At 56.6% G+C, this 21,271-nt stretch carries 21 protein-coding genes; 15 read left to right on the top strand and 6 right to left on the bottom strand.

Annotation, left to right across the window (positions count from 1 at the left end; translation table 11 throughout):
- Entirely contained in the window at positions 1-1,005 is a 1,005-nt protein-coding gene (locus tag ACR0JE_RS00845; protein ID WP_480549189.1) for a GlxA family transcriptional regulator, read from the bottom strand.
- Between the two features lie 167 nt (positions 1,006-1,172).
- Here ACR0JE_RS00845 and ACR0JE_RS00840 point away from each other — a divergent pair, with 167 nt between their 5' ends.
- Positions 1,173-2,543, top strand: coding sequence for a class II 3-deoxy-7-phosphoheptulonate synthase (locus tag ACR0JE_RS00840; RefSeq protein ID WP_480541449.1), 1,371 nt, complete (start codon positions 1,173-1,175; stop codon positions 2,541-2,543).
- Positions 2,544-2,598: 55 nt separating this feature from the next.
- Here the strand turns inward: ACR0JE_RS00840 and ACR0JE_RS00835 are convergent, their stop codons facing one another.
- Positions 2,599-3,267, bottom strand: coding sequence for a PAS domain-containing protein (locus ACR0JE_RS00835; RefSeq protein ID WP_480862324.1), 669 nt, complete (start codon positions 3,265-3,267; stop codon positions 2,599-2,601).
- A 245-nt stretch (positions 3,268-3,512) separates the two neighbouring features.
- On the opposite strand from ACR0JE_RS00835, the gene ACR0JE_RS00830 reads away from it, so the two are divergent.
- The 12 genes from ACR0JE_RS00830 to ACR0JE_RS00775 all read left to right on the top strand — a co-directional run bounded on the left by ACR0JE_RS00830 (position 3,513) and on the right by ACR0JE_RS00775 (position 15,312).
- Positions 3,513-4,403: a YicC/YloC family endoribonuclease gene (locus ACR0JE_RS00830; protein ID WP_480862775.1), complete on the top strand. Its 891-nt coding sequence runs from the start codon at positions 3,513-3,515 to the stop codon at positions 4,401-4,403.
- Positions 4,404-4,420: 17 nt separating this feature from the next.
- Entirely contained in the window at positions 4,421-5,059 is a 639-nt protein-coding gene (gene gmk, locus ACR0JE_RS00825) for a guanylate kinase (protein WP_170537043.1), read from the top strand.
- The gene (locus ACR0JE_RS00820; protein WP_480862322.1) at positions 5,059-5,583 is read left to right on the top strand and encodes a gamma carbonic anhydrase family protein; all 525 of its coding nucleotides are present in this window, start codon (positions 5,059-5,061) and stop codon (positions 5,581-5,583) included. The genes gmk and ACR0JE_RS00820 overlap by 1 nt, the downstream gene beginning before the upstream one ends.
- Positions 5,584-5,611: 28 nt before the next feature.
- Positions 5,612-6,658 (top strand): sensor histidine kinase, encoded by a 1,047-nt coding sequence (locus ACR0JE_RS00815; protein ID WP_480862320.1) that lies wholly within the window; start codon positions 5,612-5,614, stop codon positions 6,656-6,658.
- A 198-nt stretch (positions 6,659-6,856) separates the two neighbouring features.
- Positions 6,857-7,897 (top strand): substrate-binding domain-containing protein, encoded by a 1,041-nt coding sequence (locus ACR0JE_RS00810; RefSeq protein ID WP_170536726.1) that lies wholly within the window; start codon positions 6,857-6,859, stop codon positions 7,895-7,897.
- Positions 7,898-7,986: 89 nt separating this feature from the next.
- Entirely contained in the window at positions 7,987-9,459 is a 1,473-nt protein-coding gene (pstC, locus tag ACR0JE_RS00805) for a phosphate ABC transporter permease subunit PstC (RefSeq protein WP_480862318.1), read from the top strand.
- Entirely contained in the window at positions 9,456-10,787 is a 1,332-nt protein-coding gene (gene pstA, locus ACR0JE_RS00800) for a phosphate ABC transporter permease PstA (RefSeq protein WP_480541459.1), read from the top strand. Before pstC ends, pstA begins: the two co-directional genes overlap by 4 nt.
- Before the next feature lie 13 nt (positions 10,788-10,800).
- Positions 10,801-11,598, top strand: a complete 798-nt coding sequence (gene pstB / locus ACR0JE_RS00795) for a phosphate ABC transporter ATP-binding protein PstB (RefSeq protein WP_353007616.1) — start codon at positions 10,801-10,803, stop codon at positions 11,596-11,598.
- Positions 11,599-11,623: 25 nt separating this feature from the next.
- Positions 11,624-12,325 carry a phosphate signaling complex protein PhoU gene (phoU, locus tag ACR0JE_RS00790; protein ID WP_480541755.1) on the top strand — a complete coding sequence of 234 codons (702 nt, stop codon included), beginning with the start codon at positions 11,624-11,626 and terminating at the stop codon, positions 12,323-12,325.
- Positions 12,326-12,337: 12 nt separating this feature from the next.
- Positions 12,338-13,027, top strand: a complete 690-nt coding sequence (gene phoB / locus ACR0JE_RS00785; protein WP_480862316.1) for a phosphate regulon transcriptional regulator PhoB — start codon at positions 12,338-12,340, stop codon at positions 13,025-13,027.
- 131 nt (positions 13,028-13,158) lie between these two features.
- Positions 13,159-14,388: an acyl-CoA dehydrogenase gene (locus tag ACR0JE_RS00780; protein ID WP_170536735.1), complete on the top strand. Its 1,230-nt coding sequence runs from the start codon at positions 13,159-13,161 to the stop codon at positions 14,386-14,388.
- 156 nt (positions 14,389-14,544) lie between these two features.
- On the top strand, positions 14,545-15,312 hold the full coding sequence (locus ACR0JE_RS00775; protein WP_480862314.1) for an SDR family oxidoreductase: 768 nt from the start codon (positions 14,545-14,547) through the stop codon (positions 15,310-15,312).
- Here ACR0JE_RS00775 and ACR0JE_RS00770 read toward each other — a convergent pair.
- Complete coding sequence (locus ACR0JE_RS00770; RefSeq protein ID WP_480862312.1) at positions 15,309-16,172, bottom strand: acyl-CoA thioesterase; 864 nt, start codon at positions 16,170-16,172, stop codon at positions 15,309-15,311. The genes ACR0JE_RS00775 and ACR0JE_RS00770 overlap by 4 nt on opposite strands.
- Positions 16,173-16,221: 49 nt before the next feature.
- Complete coding sequence (locus ACR0JE_RS00765; protein WP_480862310.1) at positions 16,222-17,454, bottom strand: serine hydrolase domain-containing protein; 1,233 nt, start codon at positions 17,452-17,454, stop codon at positions 16,222-16,224.
- Positions 17,455-17,621: 167 nt separating this feature from the next.
- Between ACR0JE_RS00765 and ACR0JE_RS00760 the strand changes: the two genes are divergently transcribed.
- A complete protein-coding gene (locus tag ACR0JE_RS00760) occupies positions 17,622-18,227 on the top strand; it encodes a DsbA family protein (protein ID WP_480862308.1) in 606 nt (201 codons plus the stop codon).
- A gap of 27 nt (positions 18,228-18,254) precedes the next feature.
- Here ACR0JE_RS00760 and ACR0JE_RS00755 read toward each other — a convergent pair whose 3' ends face one another.
- Both ACR0JE_RS00755 and ACR0JE_RS00750 read right to left on the bottom strand, forming a co-directional pair.
- Entirely contained in the window at positions 18,255-19,283 is a 1,029-nt protein-coding gene (locus tag ACR0JE_RS00755) for a phosphotransferase family protein (protein ID WP_480862306.1), read from the bottom strand.
- A 13-nt stretch (positions 19,284-19,296) separates the two neighbouring features.
- Positions 19,297-20,115, bottom strand: coding sequence for an SDR family NAD(P)-dependent oxidoreductase (locus ACR0JE_RS00750; protein ID WP_480862304.1), 819 nt, complete (start codon positions 20,113-20,115; stop codon positions 19,297-19,299).
- Between the two features lie 123 nt (positions 20,116-20,238).
- On the opposite strand from ACR0JE_RS00750, the gene ACR0JE_RS00745 reads away from it, so the two are divergent.
- Entirely contained in the window at positions 20,239-21,240 is a 1,002-nt protein-coding gene (locus ACR0JE_RS00745; protein WP_480862302.1) for an NADPH:quinone oxidoreductase family protein, read from the top strand.
- Positions 21,241-21,271: the final 31 nt, after the last annotated feature.

The following is a 21,271-nucleotide window of genomic DNA, read 5'->3' as shown; positions in this document are numbered from 1 at the left end:
TCAGATCGACAGGCGCCCGCTTTGCGATCCTCGTTCCCGATAGGGCGTCGTGTTGTAATGCGCCCGGTAGCATTTTGAGAAATGGCTGGGCGAAGCAAAGCCACAGGCCAGCGCCACGTTGATCACGCTCATATCCGTCTGCATCAGCAAGTTGCGCGCTTTGTGCAGGCGCAGTTCCATGTAGTACCGTTTGGGTGAGCGGCTCAGGTAGCGGCGGAACAGACGTTCAAGTTGCCGCGTCGACATGCCCACGTCTTTGGCCAAGATCGAGGGTGAGATCGGTTCTTCCGTATTTTTTTCCATCATCAGGATGACCTGGCTCAACTTGGGGTGACGAACGCCGATACGGGTCGGCGTCGAAAGGCGCTGTGTGTCCTGATCCGTGCGAATCGAGGAATAGATCATCTGATCGGCGACCGCGTTGGCCAGTTCTTCGCCGAAATCATCTGCGATCAGCTTCAGCATCAAATCGATTGAAGATGTGCCCCCAGCAGTTGTCATGCGATTGCCATCGATCAAAAAGACCGATTTGGTCAGTTCAACGGTGTCGAACTCCTCTGCGAAACTGTCGGCATTCTCCCAGTGAATGGTCGCGCGTTTGTCATCCAGCAAGCCTGCTTTGGCCAGCGTATAGGCTGCGGTGCACAGACCACCGATCTTCAGGCCCTTGCGCGCCTCGCGGCGCAGCCAGCTTAGAACCTTTTTGGTGGTCGAGCTCTGAACATCGACGCCACCACACACCATGATCACATCGTCACGGCGCAAATCGCCAAGATCCGCATCAAGCTTGAAGGTGGTTCCGGCCGAACACGACACCACCTCGCCGCCTTCGCCGACCAGCGACCAGGTGTAAATCTCTTTGCCTGCCATACGGTTGGCAATGCGCAGACTGTCTAGCGCGGATGCAAAAGACAGTAGCGAGAATTTGTCTAACAAGATGAATACAAAGTTGACCGGCTTATCTGTGTCGCCGTCCACTGTGACAACTTGGCGTTGCTCTTGCATGGCTGTTGTTCCCCGAATCCACGACGGCTGCACCTCGTCGCGCGTATTTTGCCAGACACCATGCTCAAAGCTTGTTTCCGGCGTCAAGAGGCGCAAATGGGATATGGTCACTCTTCATTGCATTTTGTATAGAGACCACCTGAATACTATCAGCGGAGATCAAGGCTATGACCGAATGGCAGAAATCGAACTGGCGCAACAAGCCCCGGGTTCAGATGCCAGACTATACCGACGCGGCCGCCCTGGCCAAAGTCGAGGCGCAGCTTTCGCAGTATCCCCCGCTGGTCTTTGCCGGTGAGGCGCGGCGTCTCAAGCAACATCTGGGTGCCGCCGGTCGCGGCGAGGCCTTCCTGTTGCAGGGCGGGGATTGTGCTGAAAGCTTTGAACAATTCAGCGCGGATGCGATCCGTGACACGTTCAAGGTGATGCTGCAAATGGCGATGGTTCTGACTTATGGCGCCAAGGTGCCGGTGGTCAAAGTTGGCCGCATGGCCGGCCAGTTTGCCAAGCCGCGCAGCGCGCCGACCGAAGTTGTGGATGGCGTGGAACTGCCCAGCTATCGTGGTGACATCATCAACGAGTTGGCCTTCACGCCCGAGGCGCGAATTCCGAATCCATCCAAGATGCTGCAGGCCTACACTCAGGCGGCTGCCACACTAAACCTGTTGCGTGCGTTCTCGACCGGTGGTTTCGCGGATATGAGCCGCGTTCATGCCTGGACGCTGGGCTTCGCTGACGATCAGGACGTGCAGAAATATTCCGAGATTGCAGATCGCATTCAGGACAGCATCGACTTTATGGGTGCTGCCGGGATCACGGCGGATACAACGCATGAGTTCTCAACCGTGGAATTCTACACCAGCCACGAAGGGCTTTTGCTGGAATATGAAGAGGCGCTGACCCGTCTAGATTCAACCTCAGGCAACTGGTTGGCTGGCTCGGGTCATATGATCTGGATCGGTGACCGCACCCGTCAGCCTGACGGAGCGCATGTTGAATTCTGTCGTGGCGTTCAGAACCCGATTGGTCTGAAATGCGGACCGACCACGACCGCTGAAGACCTGAAGGTTCTGATGTCAAAGCTGAACCCGGACAACGAAGAGGGTCGCCTGACCCTGATCGCGCGTTTCGGGGCTGGCAAAGCCGGTGAGCATCTGCCGCGTCTGGTCAAGGCCGTGAAGGAAGAAGGCGCCAAGGTGACCTGGGTCTGCGATCCGATGCATGGCAACACCATCAAGTCGGCCACGGGGTATAAGACACGTCCGTTCGACTCGGTCCTGCGCGAGGTGCGTGACTTCTTTGGCGTGCATCAAGCCGAAGGCACCATCCCCGGTGGCGTGCATTTCGAGATGACCGGTCTGGATGTGACCGAATGCACCGGCGGCGTGCGTGCCGTGACCGAAGAAGATCTGTCCGACCGCTATCACACCGCGTGCGACCCGCGCCTGAACGCGTCACAGTCGCTGGAACTGGCGTTCCTGGTCGCCGAAGAGCTGACCAATCTGCGCCGGAACGGTTCCAAGCGCGCGGCCAGCTGAATAGAGTAATCCAAGCATCGAAACGGCGGGCCAAGGGCTCGCCGTTTTGTGGCGGCTAGTCGTCGCGCGAGACGACCAGTCGTAGATGGCTTCTTCGGCTAAACTCGGTCTGATCTTCGGCAAAGCCTGCGGCATCACGCTGAGGTTCGACCGGGCTGTGTAGATCGGAAACCTGCTTGATCCGCTGGTCTGAGATCTCAAAGCGGCGCGGGGTCGACCCGATGGCACCATCGCTAAGCATCACGCCCAGCACACGGCTGACATCACCCAGATCGCTGCGCAAGGGCAGCAGGATCATCCGGGCTTGCATGCGGGCGCGGCCAAATGCGCCGCTGGAGGTCAGGCCAAGCTCGGCCGTGGCGGGCGCGCTGAACACCTGTTCCAGTGTCTCTTTGACTTTGGGTCGTGCTTCGGCCTCGAAGAACGCAGTCAGCGGCATGCCACGCACTTCCATACCGGCAAGCTTACTCAGATGGCTTCCCGCCAAGCGAAAACGGGCCAATCCAGGCGCGATGCGTTCCAGAATGAATGTGTATTCCAGCACATTTTCCAACCCGCGCGGATCGATTTGCGACCGCTTGGGCACCCCGTCGCCGGACAACAGCGCGGTCCAATACGCCTCGGCCTGACGGATCGGCGAAAGAGAACGTCCACTGTCAAAGCGATCCATTGCGACGATCTTTCCAAATTCTGACCCGGAATCAGTCCCGAAAAAGGTTTTCATTTCCATCACCCTAACGCCATTCAGCCGCTATTTTCATAAAATGCAACGCATCCGGGGCATCTGCGGCCCGACAGCCTTTGCTTTGGCCAAATTGACACGGGTTAATACAATTTTGGAGGAATTCTTTAACGAATGGTTAACTTCTGCGGATGAATTGCCGCTTGAGCAAACTCTTGCCCTTGCAAGGCCAATGGCATTAGGTGCGGCAAGAGTTGAAAATGCGGAAAGCCATAGAAAGGTCTGTCATGATCAAATCCATGACCGGGTTCGCCTCGGGGACAGGCGAGTTTGGCCCGCATAGCTGGACGTGGGAGCTGCGCAGCGTCAACGGCAAAGGGCTGGACATGCGCATTCGCGTCCCGGATTGGCTGACCGGGCTTGAGGCCGGGTTGCGCGCAACCCTGTCCAAGTCTTTGAGCCGTGGCAACGTAACGCTTTCCATGCGCATTAGTCGAGACGAAACGCTTACTGAGCTTGCGCTGAATACAGCCGCGATGTCCGCCGCGCTGGAGGCGTTGCAGCAGACCCAGGACATGGCTGAGGCCAAAGGTATTGCGCTAACCCCGTCCAAAGCGACGGATTTGCTAGCCCTGAAAGGCATGATGGATGCGGGATCTGATAGCGATGATCCAACCTCTCTGGTCGCGCATCTGATAAAGGCGTTTCCCGCATTGTTGGACGCGTTCCTGCAGATGCGGCAAACCGAGGGTGAAGCCTTGGCCGAGGTATTGACGACGCAGCTGGATCAGGTTGCCGCGCTGACCGCGCAAGCGGCTGATTTGGCCGAACAGCGCAAGGATAAAATGGCCGAAGCCCTGCGCGAGAATCTGGCTCGGGTGATGGAGAATGCTCAAGGCGTCGATTCGGAACGGGTGGCGCAGGAACTGGCACTGATCGCGGTCAAGGCAGACGTGACCGAAGAGATTGACCGCCTGACCGCCCATGTGAACGCCGCGCGTGATCTACTGGCTCAGGACGGGGCGGTGGGTCGTAAACTCGATTTCCTGATGCAGGAATTCAACCGTGAGGCAAACACCTTGTGTTCCAAGGCGCAAAGCACCGATCTGACCTCGGTCGGATTGGAACTAAAGGCTGTGATCGACCAGATGCGCGAGCAGGTACAGAATGTTGAATAATGACGGAACATATTGAAATGGCAGATCGTCGAGGCCTTCTTATCATCCTGTCTTCGCCGTCTGGCGCGGGCAAATCCACCTTGGCGCGGCGTTTGATGGCCTGGGATGAGGGGCTGGAGTTTTCAATCTCGGCCACCACCCGCGCACCGCGTCCCGGCGAGCAGGATGGGCGTGAGTACTATTTCCAAACCGAGGATGCGTTCAAACAGCAGGTCGCCGATGGCCAGATGCTGGAACACGCCCACGTCTTTGGGAATTTCTACGGCTCTCCGGCCGGACCGGTGCGCGAGTCGATCAACGCAGGTCGAGATGTTCTGTTTGACGTCGACTGGCAGGGTGAGGTTCAGATCCGCAATTCCGACCTTGGCAAACACGCCTTGTCGATCTTCATCCTTCCGCCCTCGATCCAGGAACTGCGCCGCCGCCTGGAAACCCGCGGCCAAGACAGCGACGATGTGATCGCCAAACGTATGCTCAAAAGCTGGGATGAGATCAGCCATTGGGGCTATTACGACTACGTTCTGGTCAATGACGATCTGGATGCGACCGAAGAAAAGTTGAAAACCATCGTTAGCGCCGAACGCATGCGCCGTATTCAGCAACCCAGGCTGCAAGACCACGTACGTAAACTACAAAATGAGTTCGAGGCCCTGTGATGCCAATCTATGCTTTGGGCAAAGACGCCCCCGAAATACACGAAGACACTTGGGTTGCAGCGGACGCCAATCTGATCGGCAAAGTGGTGCTAGAGCAGGGCGCATCGGTTTGGTTCGGCTGCACCATCCGCGCGGATCACGAAGAAATTCGCGTGGGCGCTGGCAGCAATGTGCAGGAAAACTGTGTGATGCATATCGATGCGGGCTTCCCGCTGACCATCGGGGCGAATTGCACCATTGGCCATAAAGTCATGCTGCACGGGTGCACCATTGGCGAAAACACCCTGATCGGCATGGGCGCGATTGTTCTGAACGGGGCAAAGATCGGCAAGAACTGCTTGATCGGGGCAGGGGCTTTGATCACTGAAAACAAAGAGATACCAGACAACTCTCTGGTGATGGGATCACCCGGCAAGGTCGTGCGCCAACTGGACAGCTCTGCCGCGCAGCGGATCACATTCAGTGCACAATATTATCAGGAAAACATGCGCAGGTTTCGTGAAACTCTAACGCCCGTGTCCTAACCGGCCGAAGCGAACAAGGTTACAGGCGATGTCAGAGGATTTACTTGCGGAAATTGTGTCGGCCATTCCGATGCCCGCGCTGATGGTTGATCAGACTGAACGTATCATTGCAGCCAATACCGATGCGCGCACGCTTTTGGGCCAGAACATGTTGGGCCGACATTTTGCAACGATCCTGCGTCAGCCGCAGGTGATAGACGCAATGGAACAAAGCCTGCGCAGCAAAGGCCCGCGCAAGACCCGGCATCTGTCAAACGATGGTGCGCAGGATACAACATTCGAGATGCAGTGCCGCTATATGAACGGGATCGGCGCGGTCTCCGGGGGGGCGGTTCTGGCCGTATTTCAGGATATAACCCATTTAGAGCAAGCCAGTCAGATGCGGCGTGATTTCGTTGCTAATGTCAGCCATGAATTGCGCACGCCATTGACCGCTTTGATGGGCTTTATCGAAACCCTGCGCGGCCCAGCGCGCGAGGACGCGGCGGCCCGGGATCGGTTTTTGCAGATCATGACGGACGAGGCGAACCGGATGAACCGTCTGGTTGGTGATCTGTTGTCGCTCAACCGTGTTGAAAGCGAAGAACGGGTGCGCCCGAAAGAGCAGCTGGAGCTGAATGGCTTGCTGGAATCGACGCTGAATTCTCTGAAACCCTTGGCTGAAGATGCAGATGTTGTTCTGTCATTGACCACGCCTGGTGATCCGGTCTCGATCACTGGAGACAGCGATCAACTGCGGCAGGTTTTCACCAATCTGGTTGAAAACGCGATCAAATACGGCGGCAGCGGCGGCAGTGTTGAGGTTCGTATCGCACCGTCCGAGCGGGACACGGCAGTGCGTGGTCCAGCTGTGCGGGTTCAGATCGTCGACAAAGGGCCGGGGATCGATTCGGTTCATTTGCCGCGACTGACAGAGCGATTCTATCGCGCGGACAGCCATCGCTCGCGGCAATTGGGCGGCACAGGCTTGGGGCTGGCGATTGTGAAACACATCGTCAACCGTCATCGGGGGCGCCTTCGAGTTGAAAGCGATCTCGGCAAAGGATCGGTCTTCACGGTTATTCTACCGCGATAACGCGCACCGGGTTTGCGGCGGGCGATGGGTTCAACTCAGGGTGTAGTTTGCGCCTTTGTGCGAGGCGGATTTCAAATAAAACTTCAGCTGTCATAAAAGCGTTACAAACATGTCACAAAAGCCTTACGCGGGACCCCTAGGGGTTCAGCCGAGATCATCATGGGGGTGATCAAACATTCCTTTTTCAGGGAGACTGTAATGTCCTTTGTAAAACTGTCAGCTTCTGCGCTGGCGATCGCTGCTGTTTCGGCCACTGCTGCTGCTGCTCGTGACAACGTTCAGGTTGCCGGTTCTTCGACCGTTCTGCCTTACGCGTCGATCGTTGCTGAACTGTTTGGTGAAAACACCGACTTCCCAACACCTGTTGTTGAATCGGGCGGCTCTTCGGCTGGCCTCAAGCGCTTCTGTGAAGGCGTTGGCGAAAACACCATCGACGTCGCAAACGCGTCGCGCGCGATCCGCGAAAAAGAGATCAAAGCCTGTGCCGAAAACGGCGTGACCGACATCATGGAAGTCCGCATCGGTTATGACGGCATTGTGTTTGCAAGCCAGCAGTCTGGCCCCGCTTTCACCGCATTTGAGCCCGCAGACATCTTCAACGCACTGGGTGCGAAGGTTCTGAAAGACGGCGCGATCGTTGACAACCCGTACAACACCTGGGCCGAGTTCAACGGCGATCTGCCTGATGTTGAAATCGCAGGCTTCATCCCCGGCACCAAGCACGGCACACGTGAAGTGTTCGAAGAAAAAGTTCTGCTGATCGGCTGTGAAAAAACTGGCGCCATGGAAGCGATGATCGCTGGCGGCATGAGCGAAGATGACGCAGAAGATGCATGCCTGGACGTGCGCACTGATGGCAAGTCGGTCGACATCGACGGTGACTACACCGAAACCCTGGCCCGTATCGACACCAACCCGAACGGTATCGGCATCTTCGGTCTGGCATTCTACGAGAACAACACCGACAAACTAAAAGTTGCGACCATGTCGGGTATCGCGCCGTCGACCGAAACCATCTCGACCGGTGAATACCCTGTATCGCGCCCGCTGTTCTTCTACGTGAAGAAAGCCCATATCGGCGTGATCCCTGGCCTGAAAGAGTACGCTCAGTTCTTCGTTGCTGACGAAATCGCCGGCCCCACCAGCCCGCTGGCCAACTACGGCCTGGTTGCTGACCCTGAGCTGGCAAAAACTCAGGACGCGATTGCCAACGAAGTCACCATGGGTTCGGGCAGCTAAGCCTGACATTGGTCTAATTGCCGGGGGCGGCCGTAGTCGCCGCCCCTTTGCTTCTTTATTGAATTCCCAATCGGACCAGTGGGGGTGTTATGCCGATACTTTGGCTTTTCTTGATCGTTGCTGCGGTCGCTGTGGTCGGATTTGTGCTCGGCCGATCTCGGGCTATGCAAAGCGCCGGCGGTGATATCCGAAACCTGCACTCCCTTCCCGCGTTCTACGGCGCGAACGTCGCGCTTAAGGTGGTTGTTCCTGCGTTTGGACTTCTTCTGATATGGCTGCTGGTACAGCCGCTCTATGTGAATTCTCAGGTTTCAGGCATGATTCCCGACAGTGCGATCAAGGAAGGATCGTCACGCGGTCTGGTTCTGGCCGAGGTGCGCCGGACAGCGACCGGTCTGGACAATGCAGTTGCGCAAGGGGCGATCACAGAAGATACCGCTCGCAATGCGCGCGCGGATTTCACGGATATGACGCAGCGTCTGAAGGATGCCGGTCAGGTGGTAACGTCGAACATCACCCAAACCGTTCTGCGCGGTGCACAAAGCTATCGTATCATGAATGCGACCGGTTATCGGATCATGGCCATCGCGGTGATTGTTGTGGCCTTGATCGGGGCTGCCGTCAGCTGGGCGCAAACCAACGCTGACTACCGCGCCCGCAACGTTGTAGAACAAGGCATCCGGGTCCTGCTGCTGGGCGCCGCATCGATTGCCATTCTGACCACCATCGGCATTGTTCTTTCGCTGGTGTTCAACACCTGGGAATTCTTCCGGTTGTACCCGGCGTCTGATTTCTTTTTTGGCCTGACTTGGTCGCCCAGCTTTTCGGGTCGCGGCGGGGCCTCTGATCTGGGCATCATCCCATTGTTGTGGGGCACGCTCTATATTTCCATCGTCGCGCTGCTGGTTGCCGTGCCAATCGGTCTGTTTGCCGCAATTTACCTCAGCGAGTATGCCTCGCCTGCGGTGCGCGCTTTCGCCAAGCCGCTGCTGGAAGTGCTCGCCGGTATTCCCACCATCGTTTATGGTCTATTCGCTTTGCTGACAGTCGGTCCGCTTTTGCTGGATGTGTTCGGGGACAACGGGCTGGGTTGGATGAAAGCAGGCACCGCGGTGATGACAGCCGGTCTGGTCATGGGCATCATGCTGATCCCGTTTGTATCGTCTCTGTCCGATGACATCATCAACGCCGTGCCGCAGGCGATGCGCGATGGCTCCTACGGGTTGGGTGCAACGCAGTCTGAAACCATCCGTCAGGTGGTTTTGCCCGCTGCCTTGCCCGGCATCGTTGGTGCGATCCTGCTGGCCGCCTCGCGTGCCATTGGAGAGACCATGATCGTGGTTCTGGGGGCAGGGGCCGCCGCAAGGCTCAGCCTGAACCCCTTCGAGGCCATGACAACCGTGACCGCAAAGATCGTCAGCCAGCTGACAGGTGACGCAGACTTCGCCTCACCCGAAGCACTGGTGGCCTTTGCCCTAGGCATGACGCTGTTCATCGTCACGCTTGGGCTGAACGTCTTTGCCCTTTACATCGTGCGCAAGTACCGGGAGCAGTACGAATGACCGACGCAAGCATGCAAACCCCTGAAACGGGGCGCCACGCTGTTTCCCTGACTGCGTATGATGCGCGGACCCGCAAACGCGCCAAGGCAGAAAAACGGTTTCGCGCCTATGGCATCGTCGCAATTGCGACCGGTCTGTTTTTCTTGATCGTCCTGTTCGCCTCGATCCTGTCCGAGGGTATTCCGGCCTTCACTCGGACCGTTGTCAGCGTTGACTTCACCCTGACTCAGCAAGAGCAGGAAGAGGCAGAAGGTACGCTGTTCAAGACCAAAGCCTATTCTGACCTGTTCATCGCGGCCCTCAACAAAGAGCTTGATGAAAGCGGTCTTGAGGTTGATTTCGACGAAGCCGCGATTGAGCGTCTGCTTGGCAAGGTCGGCGGAACCATCCGAACCTTCTATGCTGCCAACCCGGACAAATTGGGTGAACCTGTCGAGTTTGATCTGGCCGCCTCCAGCCGTGTCGATGGCTACTACAAAGGCCGTGTTTCGCGAGACACAATTCAGGACAGTCGCTTCCTGCAGAAAAGCGACCTGGATCTGGTGGATGCGCTGCAAGAGGCTGGCATCATCAAACAGGTCTTCAACTGGCCCTTCATCACCGGGGCAGACTCGGGCGTGGATAATCCCGGCGGTGCTGGAATCGGCGCCTCGGTCGTGGGCTCATTCTTTATGATGTTGGTTGTGCTGGGCCTGTCGCTGCCCATCGGTGTGGCCGCGTCGATCTATCTGGAAGAGTTCGCACCGCAGAACAGGTTTACGGACTTGATCGAGGTGAATATCTCGAACCTGGCCGCGGTTCCTTCGATCGTGTTTGGTATCCTTGGTTTGGCCGTCTTCATCCAGTTCATGCACCTGCCGCAATCGGCGCCGCTGGTTGGTGGGCTGGTGCTGACGCTGATGACCTTGCCGACAATCATTATCTCGACCCGTGCATCGCTGAAGGCGGTTCCGCCGTCGATCCGCGATGCGGCGCTTGGGGTAGGGGCCTCGAAAATGCAGGCGGTGTTCCATCACGTGCTGCCGCTGGCCGCGCCTGGCATCCTGACCGGAACCATCATCGGTCTGGCGCAGGCGTTGGGTGAAACCGCCCCTCTGCTGCTGATCGGCATGGTGGGCTTTGTCGCCCGTGGTTACCCCGATGGTTTCATCGCAGGGTTTACCGAGCCGAACTCGGCCATGCCCGCCCAAATCTACACTTGGGCTGCACGAGCTGATGTGGGTTTCTATGAAAAAGCCTGGGGCGGGATCATCATCCTTTTGATTTTCCTGCTGACTATGAACATCATCGCAATCATTCTGCGCCGCCGCTTTGAACGCCGCTGGTAAGAAGGGCAGACCCATGAACGACATGTCACGAGTGGAGAGACAAGTGGATACCAATGAAATCAAGCTGGAGTGCCGGGACTGCCAGGTCTTTTACGGTGACACCCACGCCATCAAAGACGTGAATGTCGATATCGAAGATAAGACAGTCACGGCTTTCATCGGCCCGTCGGGCTGCGGTAAATCCACGTTCCTGCGCTGTTTGAACCGGATGAACGATACAATCGACATCGCGCGGGTGAAGGGCAGCTTTAAGCTGGACGGCGAAGACATCTATGACAAGCGCGTTGACCCTGTGCAGCTGCGTGCAAAGGTCGGCATGGTGTTTCAGAAACCGAACCCGTTTCCGAAATCGATCTATGATAATGTTGCTTACGGCCCGCGCATTCATGGTTTGGCCAAGAACAAGGCCGAGCTGGATGAAATCGTTGAGAAATCCCTGCGCCGTGGTGCAATTTGGGATGAGGTCAAGGATCGCTTGGATTCGCCCGGCACTGGCCTGTCCGGCGGTCAGCAACAGCGCCTGTGTATTGCCCGCGCCGTTGCAACAGAACCCGAAGTTCTGCTGATGGACGAGCCATGCTCGGCACTGGATCCGATCGCCACGGCCCAGGTCGAGGAATTGATTGACGAGCTGCGCGCACAATATTCGGTGGTCATCGTGACCCACTCGATGCAGCAGGCCGCACGGGTCAGCCAGAAAACCGCCTTTTTCCATCTCGGCAATCTGGTCGAATTCGGCGAAACCGGAACGATCTTTACCAACCCCGTAGACCCGCGCACGGAAAGCTACATCACCGGCCGCATCGGCTGAGCACAGGTATTCAGATATGACCGAAATGAGCGAACAACATATTGCATCTGCCTTCGACCGCGACCTTGAGGCGATCCAGGCGCATATCATGAAGATGGGCGGGCTGGTTGAAGCGGCCATCATGAGTGCGGCCCGGTCCCTTGAATCCCGCGACGTGGAGCTGGCGGAAGAGGTGCGCGATGGCGACAAGGCCATCGATGCGCTGGAAGAGGTGATCGACGAAGAGACAGCGCGCCTGATCGCGCTGCGCGCGCCAACCGCCAGCGACCTTCGTCTTGTGCTTTCGGTTCTGAAAGTGTCGGGCAACCTTGAGCGGATTGGCGATTATGCCAAGAATATCGCCAAGCGCACCACGGTTCTGGTCGATGCGGGCGAGATCAACGGCAGTGCCGCCGCATTGCGCCGCATGGCGCGCGAGGTTGAACTGATGCTGCGTGATGCGCTGGATGCTTATATTCAACGCGATGCTGAACTTGCCACTGACGTCATCAATCGTGATGAGGAAGTCGATCAGATGTATAACGGCTTGTTCCGCGAGTTTCTGACCTTCATGGCCGAGGACCCGCGCAACATCTCGGCCTGTATGCACCTGCATTTCATTGCCAAGAACATCGAACGCATGGGCGACCATGTAACCTCGATTGCCGAGCAGGTGGTCTATCTGGTCACGGGTGAACGCCCGGCCGAGGCGCGGCCCAAGGCCGATAACACGTCGCAAACCGTCTAGGAGACGCAGACCATGTCCGCAGATCAGCCGACTGTCCTGGTTGTCGAGGATGAATTGGCCCAGCGTGAAGTGCTGGCCTATAATCTTGAGGCCGAAGGCTTTCGGGTTTCCAAAGCGGCCAGCGGCGATGAAGCACTGTTGCTGGTCGACGAAGATTGCCCGGATATCATCGTGCTGGATTGGATGATGCCCAATCTCAGCGGGATTGAGGTTTGCCGGCGTTTGAAAACGCGGCCCGATACGCGTTCGATCCCGATCATCATGCTGTCGGCGCGATCGGAAGAGGTGGATAAGGTGCGCGGGCTGGAAACAGGTGCGGATGACTATGTGGTCAAGCCATACTCGGTGGTCGAGCTGATGGCCCGTGTGCGCACCCAACTGCGCCGTGTACGTCCGGCGACGGTCGGGATTCTGTTGGAATTTGACGATATCATCCTGGATTCGGAAACGCATAAGGTCAGCCGCGATAGCAAACAGCTGAAACTGGGCCCGACCGAATTCCGCCTGCTGAGCACTTTCATGGAAAAGCCCGGCCGCGTCTGGAGCCGTGAGCAATTGCTGGATCGGGTCTGGGGGCGCGATATCTATGTCGATACGCGCACCGTAGACGTGCATATCGGACGGCTACGCAAAGCATTGACGCAGCATGGGGGCGAAGACCCGGTGCGCACCGTGCGTGGCGCCGGATACGCCTTGGGCTAATGCCAAGGGCAGGGGGCGCGGGGTCGTTCACGCCGCTTTGTCTTTGATTGTCGCAATGTGCCAAACTCCTGTTGTTGTTTGCGTCGGACCCGCGCTAGGGTTCGGCAAAATTGATCCAACGGAGAAGCAAAATGAACGCGCCTCAGACGAAACCGACCTTGCGGGCAAAAGATGCCCCAGATTTGGGTAAATTTTCGTGGGAGGATCCGTTCCGCCTGACCGACCAGTTGCACGAAGACGAACGGATGATCACTGACAGCGCACGCGCTTATGCGCAGGAAAAGCTGCAACCGCGTGTGACCCAAGCCTATCAGAACGAAGAAACTGACCCCGAGATTTTCCGTGAAATGGGGGAAATGGGCCTGCTGGGCACAACCATTCCCGAAGAATATGGCGGTCTGGGTGGCAACTACGTCTCGTACGGTTTGGTCGCGCGCGAGATTGAGCGGGTGGATTCCGGCTATCGTTCGATGATGTCGGTGCAAAGCTCTCTGGTCATGTATCCGATCTACGCCTATGGCAGCGAAGATCAACGCCGGAAATACCTGCCGAAATTGGCCTCGGGTGAATGGATTGGCTGCTTTGGCCTGACTGAACCGGATGCTGGGTCGGACCCGGCGGGTATGAAAACACGGGCCGAGAAGATCGACGGCGGCTACCGTTTGACCGGTAGCAAGATGTGGATATCAAACGCCCCGATAGCTGATGTGTTTGTCGTTTGGGCCAAATCTGATGCCCATGATGGTAAAATCCGGGGCTTTGTTCTGGACAAAGGCCTCAAAGGTCTCAGCGCGCCGAAGATTGAAAACAAGCTGAGCCTGCGTGCGTCAGTCACCGGCGAGATTGTGATGGATGGCGTTGAAGTGGGCGAGGGTGCCTTGCTGCCGCATGTTCAAGGCCTGAAAGGCCCGTTTGGCTGTTTGAACCGTGCGCGCTATGGCATCAGCTGGGGCGTCATGGGGGCTGCAGAAAGCTGCTGGCATGCAGCGTTGCAATACGGTCTGGACCGCAAGCAGTTTGACAAACCTCTGGCGCAAACTCAGCTGTTCCAGCGCAAACTGGCCGATATGCAGACCGAAATTGCATTGGGTCTGCAAGCCAGTCTGCGTGTGGGGCGCTTGTTGGATCAGGCCGAGGCCGCGCCCGAGATGATCTCAATCGTCAAACGCAATAACTGCGGCAAAGCGCTTGATATTGCGCGCATGGCGCGTGACATGCATGGCGGCAACGGTATCTCGCTTGAATTCCACGTGATCCGCCACATGGTCAATCTGGAAACCGTGAACACCTATGAGGGCACACATGATGTCCACGCGTTGATCCTTGGACGTGCGCAAACCGGGTTACAGGCGTTCTATTGAGATCGTGCTGAATTGGGCCATCACGCGTTCAGCAGGTGGCCTAGTTCCCTGCAATTAATAATTCGCATAATTGGTATTATGGTAAATATTAAATCTAGTATAACGCCAGAAAACAACAGCTTACTAAATCAACTTTATCCAACTTGAGACAGCTAAATGGAACTGAATGGAAAAACCGTCGTAGTTACCGGCGCCGCTGGCGGGATTGGCAAAGGTCTTGCAGAACGGTTCGCCCATGATGGCGCTACGGTCATATGTTCTGACGTCGATCTACAGGCGGCACAGGATCTCGCCAATCGCATTGGTGGTCATGCTTATCCCTGCGACGTGGCCAGCGAAGCTCAGATCAAGGCTTTGATCGACTACGTCGAAGCTGAGGTCGCGCCGATCGATCTGTTTTGCGCCAATGCAGGAATACTGACACTTGGCGGTCTGGATGTGCCAGATCAAGACTGGAACCGCATCTGGGACATTAACGTAATGTCTCATGTCTGGGCCGCGCGCCATCTTGTGCCCAAAATGCTTGAGCGCGGTCAGGGTTACATGCTGATCACCGCATCTGCTGCAGGATTACTGAACCAGCCCGGAGCCGCGCCTTATGGCGTCACGAAACACGCAACGGTTGGATTTGCCGAATGGTTGTCGCTGACCTATGGCCATAAGGGCTTGCGTGTGTCAGCGTTATGTCCTCAAGCCGTTCGGTCCGAGATGACACGCGGACACGAAACATCGGTCGCTTCCATCGATGGAATGCTCGAACCCGAGGACGTTGCAGACGCGTGCGTTGAGGCCATTCGGGCTGAGCAGTTTCTTGTTCTCCCGCACCCTCAGGTGCTAGACTATATGCGACACAAAACAGCAGACTATGACCGCTGGTTGGCTGGAATGCGCAAGCTAAATCAAACCTTTGTGGAAGGTACTTAAGTCTTCGGTTTACGCATCAAACCTTCTTGGGCAACAGAAGCGACCAAAACTCCGTCCTGTGTGTAAATAGAGCCCCGGTTGAATGACCGGCCCTGCCCTGTCCACGGCGAATCCATCGCGTAAAGATGCCAATTGTCGAACTGCACTGGAGCATGGAACCATAGCGCGTGATCGAGGCTCGCGCCGTTAACCTGACCAGTAAACCAGCTGAGCCCGTGTGGACGCATGCCAGAACTCAGCAAGCTCATATCCGAGGCATATGCCAGCAACAGGTGCTGAGTGCGCGTGTCTGCAGTTTCCGCGGCCCCCATCCGGAACCAGATTTGATTGCGGTCGTCAGCGGCCACGGGGTTAAACGGATCAAGGTGATCCACCTCACGCACCTCGATGGGACGTTCACGCAGCAATTCGCCTCGCATTTTCTCGGGAACGCGCTCCAAATATTGATGGCGCAAATCGGACCGTGCGGGATAGCTTTCGGGCGCATCCAGATCCGGCATTGGATGTTGATGCGCCCAGCCTTCATCCTGAACATGGAACGAGGCGGACATGTTTAAAATCTGTTTTCCATGCTGAATTGCGACCACACGGCGGGTTGTGAAGGAACTTCCATCTCTCGCTCTATCCACCTGATATATAACGGGTATCGATGGATCACCCGGGCGGATGAAATAGGCGTGTAGCGAATGACATAGCCGATCTTCGACTGTTCTATAGGCCGCAGCCAGTGCCTGTGCGATCACTTGGCCGCCGAAGATACGCGTTGGTGTTTCACCACCGGACCCCGTGCCCCGGAACAGATCAACTTCCAGACGTTCAACATCTAAAAGATCAAGAAGAATGCGTTCTGCTTCGGTCATATTCTGCTCTCTGAGTGTGACAGATATCCGCCTATCAGTCGCCTTCGGATCAATCAATCACCGCACCTAGTACCAGCGCCTTTAACTCGGCCCGTGACGGATAAGAACTCGAGGGCGACAACTGAGTAAAAAAGATACCGCTCAGATCGCTTTCGCGATCAAGCCAGAAATAGGTTGAGGCCATGCCACCCCAACTGAAATCGCCAACCGAGCCGGGCACACGCATCCTTGCAGGGTTCAGAACCACGGACCCACCGAGGCCAAAGCCCATCCCCTCCATCGGTTGTTCGGCAAAACTGCTAGGACCCATTGATGCAATTTCGCCGGGTAAGTGATTGCAAAGCATAAAGTCTACGGTTCTGGGGCCCAGAATCCTATGCCCGTTCGCTGTCCCTCGATTGCGCAGCATTCCGACGAATTTGGCATAATCATCGATGGTGCCGATCAATCCGCCCCCACCCGAAAAAGTCGAGGTGTTTTCGAAGGGGGACGACCCGGCCTCATCCACCAGCCGAAGTGTATCGCTGCCCCGTTCGGCTGAGTTCAGCGCCATCGCATCACCCGACAAGGGAGAATAAAGAGACGCAAAGCGATCCCCTACCCCTTTGGACACGGAAAAACCGGTTTCCCACATGCCCAGAGGCGCAAAGATCTGCTGGTCGAAATATTGATCCAACTGTTGGCCTGAGACAATTTCGATCACGCGACCCAGAACGTCAATGCCGACGGAATATTCCCAACGCGCACCGGGTTGAAATGCCAGTGGCAAGCGCGCAAGATCACGGACCCGATCTGCCAGAAGGCCCTGATTGGGTTTGAACAGCAAATCCTGCTGTTCCATGGCCTCAGGCAAAACGCCGGGATTGAACGGGTAGCTCAGACCGCTTGTATGCGTCAGTAGGTGATGCAGCGTCGGACTGGTTGCTGTTTCGGTTTGATCCAGCCGGGTGGCACCGGGAGCAAGGGCCTGTATATCATTGAATTCCGGTATAAATTCAAACAATGGCGCATCAAGATGGATCAAACCCTGTTCGACCAGCATCATCAACCCGACCGAGGTAATGGGCTTGGTCATCGAATAAATCCGCGCCAGAGTATCGCGTTGGAATGGCAAGTTGTTTTCAATGCTGCGCTGACCACAGGCATGAAAAAACACCTCGGCGTCTTTGTGATGCAGCAGAAAGGCGCTGCCAGCGTATTTACGTTCGGTGACGTAGCGCTCCATCCAACTGCGAATGCGGTTAAGGCGGTCTGGGTCGAAGCTGTGTACGGGGTGTGTCATGAAATTTATTGCTTTGCTGAGTGGAACTGGTCAGGGATAAATCGAGAAATTTGGCCTTTGCTTTGCCCAGCCCTTAAGCGATTGTTTCCACATAAAGACGGCCCTTGTCGCGGATTCGTTGTGTGCCTGTTCTAAAATCTGCTGACACCCCGGATTGGAGTATCAACATGGCGCAAACTATAGATTTCGTTTACGATTTCAGCAGCCCAAACGCGTTTCTTGCATATAAGATGCTGCCGGAACTCGCCAAAAAGCACAAGGCGAAGATCAACCCGATCCCGGTGCTGTTGTCCGGTGTGTTCAAATCGACCAACAACCAGAGCCCGTTCGAGGCCTACTCCGAAAATCGTCAAAAAACAGCCTATCTGACCCACGATCTGCACCGCTTTGCCCGGCGGCGTGGTGTGAGTTTCCACATGAGCCCGCACTTCCCGATTAATAGCAAATTCGCCATGCGCGGTGCATATTATGCATCGGGCAAGTCGTGGGAAAACAAATATATAGATGCCGTTTTTGACGCGATCTGGGTGCATGGTCAAAAGGTGGAAGAACTGGGTGTGCTGACCGACATCCTGCGTGAGGCAGAACTGCCCGTTCGCAAAATCCGTGAAGCGATTGCAGCGCCTGAAACCAAGCAGATGTTGAAAGAGCAAACCAAGGCTATGGTCAGGCGCGGCGTCTTTGGAGTGCCCAGCATGTTTGCAGGGTCTGAGATGTTCTTTGGAAAGAATAGCCTCGGCAATCTGGACTTGGAACTTTCACTGCATAGATGAGCTAAAACAACGCTTTATTCGACCTATCTAATCTTGATTCAAAGCGGCCAAACCATGCTGCGCAAAAACGGGAACATAGGCTCCGAACGCCTGCGCTCGTTTCGGGTCAGAGGCGTTCCCATCCAGCGCGCGTTTATAGACACCTTGTAGGATTCCTGCCATTCGGAAGAAGTTGAACGCTAGGTAGAAGCCGAAGTTGTCAATCCCCGGCAACCCACGCCGTGCACAATACTGCGCGACAAAGTCCGCGTCGCTGGGCAGACCCAGCTGGTCCCGATCAAAACCAGCCAGCCCTCGCCCTTCTTTACCGGCTGGCATCTGCCATTGCATGATCACTGCGGCCAGATCGGCATAAGGGTGCCCGATTGTGGACAATTCCCAATCCAGAACGCCGATACAGCTGGTCCCATCTGCAGCAAACATTAGGTTGTCGATGCGGTAGTCCCCATGCACAAGCGTGCGCTGCCCGTCATCATCAGGGATCACAGAGGCGAGCGCTTCGATAAGCGCGTTCATATCAGCAATATCAGCGGTTTCAGAGGCGCGATACTGCTTGGTCCATCGGGATATCTGGCGTTCAAAGTAATTGCCAGTTGGCCCGTAGTCAGACAGGCCTACGGCATCGATATCCACCATATGAAGCTCTGTCAGAACGCGGTTCATTTCGTCCAGAACAGCGCTACGAACCTGATTGCTTTCCCCTTCCAGCGTGGGTTGCAGGAAGACCCGACCTTTAAGACGCTCCATGACATAAAAGGCTGAACCTATGACGGTTTCGTCCTCGCACAGCGCCAGCATCTTGGGCACCGGAACCGGGCTGTCGGCCAAGGCACTTTGCACGCGAAATTCGCGATCTACGGCGTGGGCTGATTTCAGAAGCACCCCGGGCGGTTTGCGACGCAGCACATAAGACCTTGTAGGCGTGCGCAGTTCATAGGTCGGGTTGGATTGCCCGATCGCAAATTTTCTGGCTTCAAGCGGGCCGCTATAGCCTTTCAAATGCGCTGATAGGTAGGTGTCGATGGCAGCCAAGTCCAAATCGGTGTTGGTTGTCATGTCCGATCCTCACCTAAAGGGCTTCGGCAAAGATATTAGGGGCGGTTACGACGTTAATACCGCCCGACACAGGAATGACTGCACCTGTCACGTATCCTCCGCCACGACCACAAAGGAACAGCATACAACCTGCAATATCCTCATCCCGACCTACGCGCCCTAATGGCACGGATTTACCAACCCTGTCGCGCGTATCCTCGTCCGCGGTCGCAAAAGCGGTCATCCGCGATACAAACGGCCCTGGGGCCAGCGCGTTTACGGTGACATGATAGGGCGACAGCTCTTTGGCCAGGATTTTGGTCAGATGCAGCACAGCTGCCTTCGAGGCGGAATAACTGTAAGCGCCATCGCCCATGGGCACTTCACCCATCACCGAGCCGACATTGATGACCCGCGCCGGGTCCTCGGCTGTTCCGGATTTCATCAGCAACGGCAGCAGTCTCTGCGTCAGTTCGAAAATGCCCGTCACGTTGACAGACATCACCTTATCCCAGGCCTCATAGGGGAACTGACCCATCGGCGCACCCCAGCTGACACCAGAATTATTCATAAGAATATCAAGTGTCTCGGTCCGCGCGTTGATGTCGGAAACAAGTGCCTCGATCCCCTCTTTGCTGCCCAGGTCGCCCGCAAACCCGACCGCGCCTCCCGGCGCATCCAGCGCGTTGAGTTCTTCAGCGACCGCAGCGCAGGCCTCACCCTTGCGTGAGGCGATCATCACATGGGCCCCGGCCCGCACCAGTGCTTCGGCAGCCATGCGGCCAATTCCAGTGGCCCCGCCTGTGACCAGCGCGGTTTTACCCTGAAGTGAAAAAAGGGTTTCGGGGGTCATGGGTGTCTCCTGACTTACACGTGGTGGCGGTTGCCGTGACGGGAACCAGAGGTGGCCGTTGACAATACATAACCCAGCCTCAAAAGTTTCCGATACCGGAATAACAGGGACAACAGGGTCAACATGCAAGCATTACTCAGCGTCGCCCCCGGTGGGCCAGAGACTTTGGAACTGACCACCCTGCCCGATCCATCGCCCGGCAAGGGCGAGCTGTTGATTGCTGTGAAGGCGGCCGGGGTGAATTTCCCGGATACGCTGATCATTCGTGACCTCTATCAGATGAAACCACCGCGCCCCTTTGCCCCCGGCGGAGAAATCGCCGGAGAGGTTCTGGCCATCGGAGAGGGCGTAACAGGGTTTGAACCTGGTGATCGGGTGCTGGCGCTGACGGGTTATGGCGGGTTTGCGACCCACCTGACGATCAAGGCCGCCACTGCCATCAAGTTTCCGGATGGTATGCCCTATGAGGACGCGGCTTGTTTCATTTTCACCTATGGCACCTCATACCACGCGCTCAAGGACCGGGCATTGCTTCAAGCCGGTGAAACCATACTGATCTTGGGGGCCGCGGGTGGTGTCGGCTCTGCCGCGATTGAGCTGAGCAAAGCTATGGGTGCGCGGGTGATCGCCGCCGTGTCATCCGAGGACAAGGCCGTATTTTGCAAACAGATTGGTGCGGATGAAACGATCGTCTATCCGCGCGAGATGGACAAAGACGCCCAAAAGGCGTTCTCGGGCCAGATCAAAGCGCTGGCCGGTCCCAATGGCGTGGATGTTGTCTATGATGCCGTCGGCGGGTCGTTTGCCGAACCCGCGTTGCGCAGCATGGCGTGGAACGGGCGTTTTCTGGTGGTGGGGTTCCCTGCTGGCATCCCCAACCTTCCGCTGAACCTACCTTTGCTCAAAGGGTGCCAGATCGTTGGCGTCTTTTGGGGCGCGTCGGTGTACCGTGATCCTCAGGGTCATGCGCAGAATGTTGCAGAGCTATTTACACTCTATGCAAAGGGTCAAATCAAACCCCGCATCAGCGCGCAGTTCCCCCTGAATCAGGCTGCCGATGCGTTGAAGCTAATGCCGGATCGTTCCGTGTTGGGCAAACTGGTCATCACACCGGACGCGACCTGAGGGTCACAGAATGGCGTGAAAGACGGTTCTG

It is taken from the genome of Ruegeria sp. H3 (assembly GCF_056533095.1).
The sequence above is the reverse complement of the archived record's forward strand: the minus strand, read 5'-3'. Positions and strand labels throughout refer to the sequence as shown.